At 41.6% G+C, this 13,545-nt stretch carries 7 protein-coding genes; 3 read left to right on the plus strand and 4 right to left on the minus strand.

All coding sequences use genetic code 11. The features are described 5' to 3' along the window. Positions 1 to 225 precede the first annotated feature (225 nt). The 3 genes from B050_RS0108960 to B050_RS22195 all read left to right on the plus strand — a co-directional run bounded on the left by B050_RS0108960 (position 226) and on the right by B050_RS22195 (position 4,054). Complete coding sequence (locus B050_RS0108960) at positions 226 to 2,592, plus strand: TonB-dependent receptor (RefSeq protein ID WP_018473577.1); 2,367 nt, start codon at positions 226 to 228, stop codon at positions 2,590 to 2,592. 35 nt (positions 2,593 to 2,627) lie between these two features. Beyond that, complete coding sequence (locus B050_RS0108965) at positions 2,628 to 3,116, plus strand: thioredoxin family protein (protein ID WP_018473578.1); 489 nt, start codon at positions 2,628 to 2,630, stop codon at positions 3,114 to 3,116. Positions 3,117 to 3,694: 578 nt separating this feature from the next. Continuing rightward, on the plus strand, positions 3,695 to 4,054 hold the full coding sequence (locus tag B050_RS22195; protein WP_044202181.1) for a PEGA domain-containing protein: 360 nt from the start codon (positions 3,695 to 3,697) through the stop codon (positions 4,052 to 4,054). A 453-nt stretch (positions 4,055 to 4,507) separates the two neighbouring features. On the opposite strand, the gene B050_RS0108975 is transcribed toward B050_RS22195, so the two are convergent. The 4 genes from B050_RS0108975 to B050_RS0108995 all read right to left on the minus strand — a co-directional run bounded on the left by B050_RS0108975 (position 4,508) and on the right by B050_RS0108995 (position 13,340). Then, positions 4,508 to 5,806: a D-alanyl-D-alanine carboxypeptidase/D-alanyl-D-alanine-endopeptidase gene (locus tag B050_RS0108975; RefSeq protein WP_018473580.1), complete on the minus strand. Its 1,299-nt coding sequence runs from the start codon at positions 5,804 to 5,806 to the stop codon at positions 4,508 to 4,510. Between the two features lie 69 nt (positions 5,807 to 5,875). Then, positions 5,876 to 7,273, minus strand: coding sequence for a SusD/RagB family nutrient-binding outer membrane lipoprotein (locus B050_RS0108980; protein WP_018473581.1), 1,398 nt, complete (start codon positions 7,271 to 7,273; stop codon positions 5,876 to 5,878). Between the two features lie 12 nt (positions 7,274 to 7,285). After that, positions 7,286 to 10,480, minus strand: a complete 3,195-nt coding sequence (locus B050_RS0108985) for a SusC/RagA family TonB-linked outer membrane protein (protein ID WP_018473582.1) — start codon at positions 10,478 to 10,480, stop codon at positions 7,286 to 7,288. 619 nt (positions 10,481 to 11,099) lie between these two features. Then, positions 11,100 to 13,340 carry a sodium-translocating pyrophosphatase gene (locus tag B050_RS0108995; RefSeq protein WP_026235757.1) on the minus strand — a complete coding sequence of 747 codons (2,241 nt, stop codon included), beginning with the start codon at positions 13,338 to 13,340 and terminating at the stop codon, positions 11,100 to 11,102. Positions 13,341 to 13,545: the final 205 nt, after the last annotated feature.

Here is a 13,545-nt window from a genome sequence, read left to right on the forward strand (position 1 = left end):
TTTTGGTCTCAGTTGGATGTTTTACCATTATTTTCATTTTTTTTTGACGCTTCTATTTGTCCACAAATCACCCTCTTCATGACCACGAGTCCCTTTCCACTGACTATGAGCAGCATCGGATCATCAAAATATATTATTTAGTCTTACCTAATATTTTATTTACACTACCTTAATATTTATTTTTGTATATATCGAAAAATATATTTAGAACACCTTATAACTCATATGAATAGATTTTTGACTGTATTGATACTGGTATTGATTACTAATACCATGGCATATTCACAGGATGTAGGTAAAATAATAGGGAAAATAACCATTAGCGAATCCGATGGTGTATATGCCTCCGTCCAGCTTTTGCGCAGCAGTAGAGGGGTCATGACTGAGGCAGATGGTAGTTTTGTTCTGGACGATATTAGTCCTGGAGAATATGAGATAGAGGTAAAATACATGGGGTATCAATCCAAGAAAGCAAGGGTGCAGGTATTGGCAGGAAAGACCGCTGAAGTAAACCTGCATCTGCTAGAGGATAAGTTAGGGTTAAATGAAGTGGTCATCAGCGCCACGAGGTATGAGCTAGACAGAAAAGAATCTCCGGTGGTGGTAGGCGTACTCAACTCCAAAATATTCAATGCGACCCAATCCATGGCGCTTTCGGAGGGACTAAACTACCAGCCAGGCGTACGTGTGGAAACCAATTGCCAAAACTGTGGCTTTACACAGGTGCGGCTGAATGGCCTTGAAGGTGCCTATTCGCAGATTTTGATCAATAGCCGGGCCGTATTCAGCGCCTTAAACAGCGTCTATGGCTTGGACCAAATCCCCGCGAATATAGTAGAAAGAGTGGAAGTGGTGCGCGGTGGAGGCTCAGCCTTATACGGCTCCAATGCTATTGGGGGAACCATCAACATCATCACCAAGGAACCCGTAGAAAATACCTGGCAGATCGGTTCCAACTTTGCCTTAATCGACGGAAAGACAGTAGACAATACCCTAAACTTCAACGGCTCCATGACCAGCGAGGACCTGAGCTCAGGCGTCACCTTCCATGGTATGTATCGGCAGAGAGGCAGCTATGATGCCAATGGGGACGGTTTTACCGAAATCACCCAGTTGGAAAATAATACCTTCGGAATGAAAACCTTCCTGAAGCCCGGCAAGAGAAATAAAATAAGCCTTGATTTCTCGGCCATAAAAGAATACCGGCGAGGCGGCAACCAACTGGATCTCCCCGCGCATCTTACTGATATCACGGAGCAACTCACGCATAACACCCTCATTGGCGGGATTACTTATGAGGCCTTTAGCGGCGATCATAGAAATAATTTCTCCACCTATATATCAGGTCAGAAAACCACCAGAGATAGCTATTATGGGGGCTTAGGAGGCGGAAGAACCAAGGCCGACAGCCTGCTGGCCGCCAATGCCTATGGAAAAACAAATGACTTTTCCTTAGTGATGGGCAGCCAATTCTCCCGGAATTTCACCAATGAAGACATGCTCATCATGGGATTAGAATACCAGATCAGTCAGGTCGAAGACCATATTCCCGGCTACCTAAGGACGATCGACCAGTCTGTAAATACCCTGGGTTTTTATGGGCAATATGAATGGCGACCCAATGATAAGCTTACTGCCCTCGCCGGCGGAAGATATGATCTGACGCAGGTGGATGGATATTATCAGCTTGGACAGCTCAGCAGGGACTCCGATATCAGCACCGCAGTACTTAGCCCACGGATCAACCTTCTGTACGACCTTAGAGAAAATCTGCAATTCAGGCTCGGTTATGCCCGGGGTTTTCGGGCTCCACAAGCTTTTAATGAAGACCTACACATCAGTTCGGTAGGCGGAGAACCTACCTTTGTGATCCTTTCTGATGAGCTCCAAAATGAGCTTTCTGATGCTTATACCAGCTCCCTAAATTATAGCCATACCATAGGTGATCTGCAATTCAGCCTCCTCGCTGAGGGATTTTATACCTTGCTGCATAGACCCTTCACGACTGTTAGCACAGGTAGGCGCCTGGAAAATGGCTCCATTGTAGAGGAGGTCATTAATGGTACAGGGGCAAAGGTCCGTGGCTTAAATCTGGAACTCAACCTGTCCCCTTCCTCCCCGATAAATATCCAATCGGGGATAACCTTCCAAAAGTCGACCTATAACAGCCCACAAGTGCTTTTTGAGACCGATCCGGTGCTAGAGAGTGAACCCGTAGTGAGCAGCACCACCCTCCTACGATCTCCCAATAGCTATGGATATATCAGTGGGTCTTTTGCCTTATCGGAGCACTGGGGAATAGACCTCACTGGCGCCTATACCGGCCCCATGCTCCTGCCCCATATCATCTCCACCACCGGTTATATGGACCTGGTCCAGTCCCCTGATTTCTTTGATGCCAATCTAAAGCTTTCTTACCATTTTGACCTGATAAAGGGCTATCATCTCGAACTTGCGGGAGGAGTCCAAAACTTCCTCAACAGCTATCAAAGTGACTTCGACCGTGGTGCCTTAAGAGATTCCAATTATATCTATGGGCCTGGCCGGCCAAGAACATTTTTCTTCGGACTGAAAATTGGTGATTTCCACTAGTTGGGAATCCCTTTAAATAGATCAAACAAGGACTCATGAAAAATAAACTCGTCTTACTTCTTCTCAGCAGCAGCCTCTTATCCACCTTCGCCCATGCTCAGGCATCCATTCGGTGGATGGATTTTGAGCAATTGGAAGATTCTTTGGCGATTGCTCCCAAAGCCATCTTTATCGATTTCTATACCGACTGGTGCAGCTACTGCAAAAAGATGGACAAGGAGGTTTTTACGAAACCGGAAGTGGTCCAATGGATTAATAATGAGGTATATGCTGTAAGGATGGATGCTGAATCCCGAGATAACATTTACTTTGACGGGCGATGGTGGAAGAATCGCCAAGCCACTGCCAAACGCGAGGGGTTTCACGAATTGGCCTTGCTGCTGGGCAGCCGGCAAGGTGAATTTGTCCCTCCGGTTTTTCTTCTGCTCGATGAACAGTTCACCGTTATCGACCGCAAATTCCAGTACCTCTCCAGTGAAAAGCTCATGGCTTGGTTGCGAAAAGAGCTAGTGAATAATCCCTGACACCAATAATCACCGCCCATTACCTTCTCCATTTTATCAGTCAGAGTTAACCAATTAGCCCCCATTTCTTCTACTCAGGACGATGCAAAAGAAATGGATAAACAGCAGCCTACCCCCCTCGTCAACCACCAGCACAAATTATAGATATAAGCATCCCACGATTTGGTAGGAAAGCAAAGTAGGTAAAAGCTCGCGGGATATCTAAGTGATTGTGGCTAGAAAAAACCCTTATTTAAACCCTCCAATCTTCAGACCTGCTAAGATTATAAAGAAAACCACTGCCTATTATAATTTTATTCTTGGTAAAGCCTAAACCTGTGGAAATAGCCACCAAACCACCTCGGGAAACTAGTATTATTAACTTTTTGGACGGAGATACAAAAACAAGGGTTCAAATAGCATTAAAATAATAACTAATTTTAAACAAACATTTAACACTTATTATAAACCACCCTCCTATCTAATTTTGTAATTTAGACAAAATTTAAAAAATCAATTTATTTATCAATAATATTTTTTAGATAGAAAAATATTAATTATTTTTCAAGCTTCGAAACTCTACTAAAAAACAAACAATTATGAAAAAGTCAATTAATAGCATGGCCTTATTTCTATCAATGTTACTCCTAATCTGTAGCTGCGCAAGTAGTACAATGATCAGGACAATTCCGGCAGGAGGCAAACTGTATTTGAACGGTGAATATGCAGGAATCACCCCCTATAAGCACAGAGACACTAAAATTGTCGGTAGCACCACCGATGTAAGAATCGAAATGGAAGGCTATGAAGTATTTTATGGCTACTTCTCACGAAATGAAAAAGCCGATGTGGGCGCCATTATCGGAGGTGTATTTTTGTTATTCCCCTTCATTTGGACTATGAAATACAAGCCGGAAAGAACCTATGAATTAAAACCAATAAGTACTGACAAACAGTAATTTATAGGATACCATTAAATAGAAACCTTAATTAAGTTTAGCAATATAGGTAAATAAAACCAGCTACTGATAAAAGCATAAAAACTTACAAATATAAATGTCCTAAGAATATACAATATTATTACAATTCATTTTAAACTTAAAGATGAATGTCTGTTTATTCTAAATATGAACCACTATATTTATTCTCTATGCTAGTTTCTATAACTATAAGCCCTCTTTCGAGGGCTTTTTTTCGTCCTTTTTTTAACGTAAATACATTCAATCATCTTAAGCCCTTTGGCACTATGAGGAAAAATGAGGGAGGTAAAATGGAGGCTGAGATCGTAAAAGTATGCTTCTAGGTCAAGGCCTAAAAGTGTATAACGGAGATAGCTAAGCAAAAATCCCCATTATACACCTTCGATATTTGAATCTGTATAATGGTGAAATGGCAAAAAGTACTGAAACGTCTTATTTATAATTTGTATGGACCATATATAGTATTTTCTGCATTTCTTTCTTTAGCTCGTCAGAGCTTATCACATAGTTATTATGCATAAAACTGAAATAAAGGATTTTGCCACGCTGGGTTAGCAAATAGCCGCTAAGGCAATGTACACCGCTGAGCGTGCCTGTTTTGGCATAGATATAAGGATTTTCATCATCAGAAGGATACCAGTTTTTTATAGTGCCTGACTGGCCCCCTGAAGGGAAATAGGCAAATATTTTTTCCTCAGGCACTTCCTTCCTGATTTTATCTAGGAGCTTAATAATACTTCTAGGGGTAAATTTATTTTGACTGGAAAGGCCGGATCCATCCACCCATTGCGCTTCGTCTGGCAGATCCCCAAGGTATTTCTGCTTTACCTGATCGATGGCCTCGTCCACATTTAGGGAATCAAACAACTCATCTGCTACCAAAACCATCAGCTGCTCAGCTAGGAAGTTATCACTTATCTTGAGCATTTGTTTATAAAGTGAATCTGCTGCTATCCCCTTGAGTTTTTGGTGACTTCTACCTTTGACATGATCCATACTTATCAGGCGAAGCTCTTGGTCCAGTGTATCCTGCAGCATATTCATCGCCAAAGCACTGGAGGTCATAAAAGGCTTGTCGGTAGCAAATTCGAGACCTTTGGAGGCCATATTTATCCGAAAATCATTCTTCTTTTGATCGCGGAGGATTCTATATCCACTGGTGGTCAGGCTAGGGTCAATATGAATATTATCTTTAAAATAAGTGGGTGAAAAGGTCATCCCAGAGGCATTTTTTTCTTTTTGGAAGCGGACTATATTCCCATAAATCGGCAATGCGGATCGATCGGGTCCATAATAGTAATTATACCAATTCCAAGACCATCCAGAGGCATAGGCAGATAGTTGATCAAAATTATCTGCTAGGTACAGTTGTTTATCAGAGTCCTTCAAGAGCTCCATCAGACTATTATCGCTAAAGTCCGGGTGCAATAATGAGGGGTCTCCTGTTCCCCAGAAGATCAATGAATCCTCATTTTCAAGGTAGTTGACGGCATTTACCTGCTCTCCGAGCACCTTATAAGCTGCATAGAAGGTAAATAGTTTGGTATTAGAGGCAGGGGTAAAATACTTGTCTTCGTTCAGGGCATAGACCACCTTATCTTTTTGGGGATCCAGGAGCATAAATCCTGTAAAACCCTGTTCAAAAACGGTGGAATGCTTCATCGATTTTTTGACCTTCTGAGCGGTGCAAGCCGACAAAGCCACCAATGCTGCCAGTAAAAGCTTTTTCATAGTCTTATTTTAACTAAAAAAAATCTCCTGCATTGCTTGCAGGAGATTTCATAAGTAGATGTGATTTTATTAGTTGACGTCCCACCAAACTTTTCCGTAAAGGCTTTCTGTTCCTCCAAATTGGCGTTGAACTGCCTCATTATAATTTACGGTATTATTGAATTGTTCTGCTTCAATATATATTTGTCGGTTTGGAACATCTGCTCCACCTGGAGATACCATATTGTCAGGAAAACCAGTTCTTCTGTATTCTGCCCAACCTTCATATCCATGCATAAACAAGTGAATCCATCTTTGAGTGGCAATTTGTTCAACTGCAGTGTTAGGATTATAGGCTATATCAGGTTGAGCCATAAATGAAGCAAGTGTCGAAATATCGGCTCCCCACTGGTTCATCGAATTTTCTATTGCCAAATTATAATAATTTTCAGCCTCAGCATCACCCCCAGTAACCCATCCTATTTTGGCAGCTTCAGCCATAGCGAAAAGAGTTTGAGCATAAGTAACTAAATAAACGGGTGAATCTTGTTCATGAATAGCAGAGCCTAATAATGAATACTTTTCGGTATCATAGTCTTCAGTATCTCCAAAGACAAGCCCTGTATATTCGCCATCAGTCCGGTTTGGATTGCCATATATAGGCAATCTAGGATCAGCATAAGGCTTCATCTTATTCACTAAGGTCGTACTAAGAGCCCACCATTCTCTTCCTTGGAGGTCTATCTGACCGTACCAATAGTTTTGGAAATTTCCATCCTGCAAATGTTTAAAAACTAAATTATCGTCATTAGAAGCAAGCACTCCATCTTGCATGGCAGCTGTAAACTCCTGCTGACCAAGTGTTGGATTAACTTCGGATAATCTTAAAGCCATCAGCATTCTAATGGTATTACCTAGCTTTACCCATTTATCCATATCTCCATTATAAATAATATCATTACTGATAGTACCAGGAACCACCTGATCTTTTGCTTCTTTTAGGACTGCGAATAAATTAGTATATATGGATTCTTGCGTATCATATGCGGGTGTAAAATTATCGGCCCCTTGAAGCGCTTCGGTATAAGGAACATCTCCCCATCTATCCGTGGTGTGCCACATATAATATGACTTAAGGATCTTAGCCACGGCAAGTTGATTGGCCACAGGGCCTTCATTTCCACTTAGATCGTCTGATTCCAAAACGGCCTCTAAATTCATTAATGGCCCTTGATATAACCAATAGAAGCTGGTGCTACTTTGGGGATAAAGGGAGGCGTTTACATATTGAGTTTCAGAAAGATATTGGGACATAAATTCTCCAGAGGTGGTAGAACTTAAGCCTGGCAATGAAGTCATTGCATTGGCTATTAGTTGAGTGCCAGAAGCTTGACTAGGAGCATTTGGATTAATATTGATGTCCTCATCAAAGTTATTACAAGCACTGGATAAAATAGCTATCGAAAATATTATGATTGATTTCTTCATGGATTTTACTCTTTAAAAGGTGACGTTTAGATTAAACCCTAAAGACCTTACCGATGGTAATTGGCCAGACTCATACCAACCTATTGATTGGCTTCCCACAGAAATTTCTGCAGGATTAATGCCTTTGGGTGCATTTTGGAAGATCATTCCTAAATTCTTACCCATTATCGCCACATTTATATTCTCTACAGGAAAGTTTCCTAGCACATCTTTAGTAAAATTATAACCTATTCGGAATTCCTTAAACCTTACATAGGATGCATCATATAACCAATCTTCATAGATTCTCCTGCCTACAGTCCCATAATAGGTTTGTGGATTTACATAAGCAATTACTTCCTCTCCTGTTTCACTTGAAATTCCTTCCACTCTTACTCCACCACCAGAAGCGACATCATCTCTTACGTTGAAGCCTTTATCATTAGTCTCCACCGTGAGCGGATCTAAACCTGTTCTTACCGCTAGCATTTTTGACCGGCTAAAAAATTGACCTCCTACTTGGAAATCAATCATAGCTGAAATTTCAAACTTACCCACTCTAACCACATTCTGTAATCCACCATTAAAATCAGGCAACACTGTACCGAAATCGTAGGTTGCATCTGTATATAAAGGGATATTATTTCCTCCCAATAAAATTTTACCTGTCGCCTCATCTCGCTGATAGGCTTGGCCTACCAAGCTTCCAAATGGCTTACCTTCATAGGAGTTTAGATAACTTGTAGTGGAAGAATAAGTAGTACTTCCATATTGATATACATCTATCCCTGGATAAAGCTCTACTACTTCATTACGGTTTCTGCTAATATTAAATGCGATATCCCAAGTTAACTTAGAGTTTTTAATAGCTGTTCCATTAATGGCCATTTCATAGCCCTTATTACGAATTTCACCAGCATTAATCGTTGCTGAACCATATCCACTTGCTCCCGACAGGTCAAGATTCAAAATTTGATTTTTATTGATCTGTTGATAGTAAGTAAATGCTACACCTAATCTGCCTTCAAAAAAATTCAGATCAAAACCTGCCTCGTAGGAATGAGCAAAAGATGGCTCTAAGTTAGGATTGTTCAAATTATCTGGGACAGCTAAGGTATTTACGGGACCGTTTTCTCCCGTATATACAGTTCCTACATTATAAAATGAGGTGGTGCCATATGGAGATAGATCGGATCCAGCCTGCGCATAACTCATTCTTAACTTACCTAAAGAAAGGACTTTCCAGTCTGTCAATTCACTGAAAACAAAACTACCAGAAATAGAAGGGTACCAGTAGGAATTATTAGCCTCTGGAAGTGTGGAGGAGTTATCGTTTCTCAATGATGCATCAAGGAAATAGGTTCCTTTATACCCTAATGAGACCATTCCATAAGCACTTTTAATTTGCTTATTCAACTCATAATTAGTGGTAGAAGGTCTATCTATGGAACCATTAATATTGTAAAACCCGGGAGAAGATAATCCTCCTACCGTAGCCATGGATAAATAGGTATAGTTTCTATCATAGAAATTTGAACCCAAATTCGCATTAAGGGAAAATGCTTCCCACGTTTTAGAATATTGAGCGAGTAGCTCGTAATTCATTTCTCTATTTTGATATTTTCCAATAGAATAGCCAGGAACACCTCTGCCTCCAAACGCAGCTCTTGAATCGATATTCTGAGTATAGGTATCAGTCCTTACAAATCCACTCACTTTTAACCCAGGTAATACTTGATAAGTAAGCCCTACATCTCCAAAAAGTCTATCACGATTATCTTCACTATAATTTTCATTGGCAATAAAGTAAGGATTTGCCCAATATAATGGTGAAAAACTCGCTAACTCCCCAGTGGAAGAACTTGGCCTTCTTAAATTCCAGTGGAAAAAACTCCCATCATCATATTTATAATTTTTGAGCCTCTCCATGTCCAAACTTCTCTGAAACCATTGCCCTAAATACCTGGATCCATCTTCCGACCCTTGCCCAGGTCTTCTTCCACTATTCATCGCATAATTAATATTACTCGATATTCGTAATTTAGAAGTCATATCTACTCCTAAACTTACTCCAACATTATTACGCTTCAACATGGTGTTTGGCTCAACTCCTTGAATTCGGGTGTCATTTAAACTAATTCTATAATTAGAATTGCCGCCACCACCAGTAATAGTAACGCCATTATTTACCGTAGATCCAGTTTCATAATAATCCTTTATATTATCAGGATGAGCCACAAATGGTGCAAGCTGCCCGTATTCTGGATCTTGAGGATAAAAACTTTGCACATGGCGTACTAGTGTTCCGTCCATTTTAGGACCCCAACTCTCATCTACCTGCATATCAACATATTTGTCCCCGTTAGGAAGCGTACGCCATGTTTGACTAGAGCCTCCGCCATATTGATTTTGATAAGGCATTAGGTTAAAAACACTTTCTACAGACACAGATGAATTCAATTGTACTTGAACATCAGAGCCTTTTTTCCCTTTCTTAGTAGTGATCATTACTACTCCATATTGACCTCGTATCCCATATAGTGCAGATGCTGCGGGACCTTTAAGTACATTTATGGTCTCAATATCCTCTGCATTTACATCCTGGCCTAAATTTCCATAATCTGTACCATCATCACCTGAAAAATTAGAATTTGAAATGGGAGTACCATCAATTACTATCAAAGGTTGGCTAGCTCCAGAAATTGAATTCACACCTCTGATTTTTATTTTCTGAGTTCCACCCATACTGGCTCCTGATGCTCCTTCTACTTGAACTCCAGCAACTTTACCCGCCAATGAGCCCAATACATTCTGCTCCTTTGCATAGGTAAGGTTTTCTCCATCTACTTGCTGAGTGGCATAACCAATTGATTTTTCATCTCTTGTAATCCCTAAGGCCGTAACCACAAATTCACCCATCTCGGAAATGTCTTCCTCCATCGTGATATTGATCTGACTGCGATTGCTGATCTCTATGGTCTCTGTAACGTACCCAAGATAACTGAATACTAACACTTTCCCCTCACCGGTGTCCAGTGAATAGTTACCATCCAAATCTGTGACGGTGCCGTTGCTGGTTCCCTGAACCAATACACTCACCCCTGGCAATGGACTGCCCTCTGACTGTGTACTGACTTTACCACTTACCCTGCTTCCCTGCGCCATCACTTCGCCTAGCGCAAAAAACACAGCTAATAGTAAAATCATTCTTGTAAAGCTTTGCTTCATCTTAGCTTGTTTTAGGATTAATATTTATTAAATCAATATTTCATTTTGAATAAGTAAAAATTCCAAACTTAAATTCTATTATTCGGTTCATAACAAAAATATTCAAAACATACTATTTAAATTTTGTGAATTTTTTATTAAGAAACAAACCCTAAAATAAAAATTTGATAATATTACTACCTTCGAATTTTCATAATTGCAATTTTAGGCATTTTTACAGAAAATACCTTATTCACCTCAAAAAAGACTTCAAATGACAACCTATAAAATTAAAACCAATGTCATCTATCAATTTATAAGTGAGATTTTTAGGCATATTTTACTTAGTATGCAAAAAACACAAAATCAAACTAGACCAATAAACTTCCCTTTCTCCCACCATTTCATTGCTTACTAAACGCACTTTATGCCTCCTCTGACAAATCCCTTCAGCTGAATGCATGCTTCTAATCAGACTGACTGAAGGCCGACTCACAGCTCTAAGCCTAACTTCCCTAAGCATTCTCCGTACAGCATCAGTCAGTACCGAGTGGGCTGCCAATAAAAAAAAGCTCATAAAAATAGCCCTAAAGTTTCCCCAGGGCTATAATTATAAAAAAAAAGTCAGTCTATAAACTCTTTATTGCTGGATCTGTACCTCCACGATCTCCTCTGCCTTGATCTCCAGCACCTCTATATCGTCATTTGCCGTCAATGCCTGATCAGGAACTTGAATAGCCTCCTTTTCTGCTGCCGAATGCGCCGGCCCCTCCGCGATATGTGGAGCGATAATCAGTGCCACAATGGAGGTAAGCTTAATCAATATATTCATTGATGGTCCGGAAGTATCCTTAAATGGATCCCCTACAGTATCTCCTGTGACAGACGCTTTATGCGGTTCTGAGCCCTTATACTCCATTTTTCCATTAATCTCCACTCCTTTTTCGAAGGACTTCTTAGCATTATCCCAAGCGCCTCCGGCATTGTTTTGGAAGATCCCCATCAGTACGCCCGACACGGTCACCCCTGCCAATACTCCACCCAGCACCTCTGGCCCAAAAGCAAAACCCACCACAATCGGTACGATCAAGGCGATGGCTCCAGGGGCTATCATCTCTCTGATGGAGGCCTTGGTGGAGATTTCCACGCATTTGTCATATTCAGGCTTGGCCTTATACTCCATGATTCCGGGGATTTCCTTAAACTGTCTTCTTACTTCATTGACCATATCCATAGCGGCCCGGCCCACCGCAGCGATGGCGAGTGACGAAAAGATAAATGGAATCATGGCCCCTACGAAGAGTCCCGCCAGCACGTCGGCTTTATAGATATCAATGGAATGAATGCCCGCAATCCCTACATAAGCAGCAAATAAGGCGAGAGCGGTAAGTGCGGCAGAGGCGATGGCAAAGCCCTTTCCTGTGGCGGCCGTGGTATTCCCGACTGCATCAAGGATGTCTGTTCTTTCCCTTACCTCCTTCTCACATCCAGCCATCTCGGCAATACCTCCGGCATTATCCGCTATCGGACCAAAAGCATCAATCGCTAGCTGCATGGCGGTGGTCGCCATCATCCCGGCGGCAGCTATGGCCACACCATATAATCCTGCACTGAGAAAGGAAGTATAGATCCCCGCTGCCAATACCAAGATCGGCAATACAGTGGACTCCATCCCCACGGCCAATCCCCCAATGATATTGGTGGCATGCCCCGTGGACGACTGCCTAATAATGCTATTGACAGGTCTGCGACCCATAGCCGTATAATATTCCGTGATGATACTCATCAGCCCGCCGACTACCAGGCCGATCACCACTGCCCCAAAAACTCCCATTTTGGTAAATTCCGGAGAGTTGTCACGCATCATTACTAAGCTGCCTTCCGGCAACATTATATCTATTACAAAATAGGAAGATATCAATGTCAGCAGCATTGATATCCAATTGCCCTTATTTAAGGCTGCCTGGACGCTGTCATTTTCATTGGAGATTTTCACAAATAAAGTACCGATGATGGAGAAGACGATTCCAAGACCGGCGATAACCATGGGCAGCACCACCGGCGCTATTCCTCCCATGGAGTCATTGGAGATGATTTCCCTTCCTAATACCATGGAAGCCAAAATCGTGGCAACATACGAGCCGAATAAATCAGCACCCATACCGGCCACATCTCCTACATTGTCGCCAACATTATCGGCTATGGTGGCAGGGTTTCTGACGTCATCTTCGGGAATTCCCGCTTCTACCTTTCCCACCAAATCAGCACCTACATCCGCCGCTTTGGTGTATATACCTCCGCCCACACGGGCAAATAATGCGATGGACTCCGCACCTAAGGAAAATCCTGCTAAAATCTCCAGGGCTCTTTCCATATCCACGCCATTGACCTCCCCGCCAGTGGACAATACAAAGGCGTGATAAAAAACAATGAATAAGGTGCCCATTCCTAAGACCGCCAATCCAGCAACCCCTAATCCCATCACCGTGCCTCCGGTAAAACTCACCTTTAAGGCTTTCGATAAACTGGTTTTGGCGGCTTCTGTGGTGCGGACATTGGCCTTTGTGGCTATATTCATGCCTATATACCCCGCAAATGCCGATAAAAATGCTCCCAATACAAAGGAACCCGCAATCACTGGACTAGAATTCTCAACTAAAGTCCCGGACCATGCAAGCAAGAGGCCTGCAATCACCACAAAATAAAATAGAACCTTCCACTCTGCCTTCAAAAAGGCCATCGCCCCTCGGGCTATATGCCCTGCCAACTCCTGCATAGATTCGGTGCCTGCTGGCTGTTTGATTACCCAGGATGATTTGATGGCCATGACAATTAAGCCCAAAATACCTAGTGCCGGAACAGCGTAAATTAAGTTCTCCATAGTAATGTGTAAGTGGTTTTTTTAAACAAGTGCTATCTGAGCAAATATATTATTATTAATTAATGAAACAACCAACATCTACCCCATCCGTGAGCCCTATCACAATTTTATATTTTAGGAAATAGCAATAATTACCAAGTTTATTCTAAATAATTATAATGAATTACCACTATAAATAATAGATCATAAATTTTTAACCTGTTTC

This window comes from Echinicola pacifica DSM 19836 (genome assembly GCF_000373245.1).
GTDB classification, from domain to species: domain Bacteria; phylum Bacteroidota; class Bacteroidia; order Cytophagales; family Cyclobacteriaceae; genus Echinicola; species Echinicola pacifica.

What these genes read in the sequence shown, in the direction of transcription:
- B050_RS0108995 (WP_026235757.1), bottom strand. Translation starts at nt 13,340, where the DNA reads ATGGAGAACTTAATTTACGCTGTTCCGGCACTAGGTATTTTGGGCTTA.
- B050_RS0108985 (WP_018473582.1), bottom strand. Translation starts at nt 10,480, where the DNA reads ATGAAGCAAAGCTTTACAAGAATGATTTTACTATTAGCTGTGTTTTTT.
- B050_RS22195 (WP_044202181.1), top strand. Translation starts at nt 3,695, where the DNA reads ATGAAAAAGTCAATTAATAGCATGGCCTTATTTCTATCAATGTTACTC.
- B050_RS0108960 (WP_018473577.1), top strand. Translation starts at nt 226, where the DNA reads ATGAATAGATTTTTGACTGTATTGATACTGGTATTGATTACTAATACC.
- B050_RS0108975 (WP_018473580.1), bottom strand. Translation starts at nt 5,806, where the DNA reads ATGAAAAAGCTTTTACTGGCAGCATTGGTGGCTTTGTCGGCTTGCACC.
- B050_RS0108965 (WP_018473578.1), top strand. Translation starts at nt 2,628, where the DNA reads ATGAAAAATAAACTCGTCTTACTTCTTCTCAGCAGCAGCCTCTTATCC.
- B050_RS0108980 (WP_018473581.1), bottom strand. Translation starts at nt 7,273, where the DNA reads ATGAAGAAATCAATCATAATATTTTCGATAGCTATTTTATCCAGTGCT.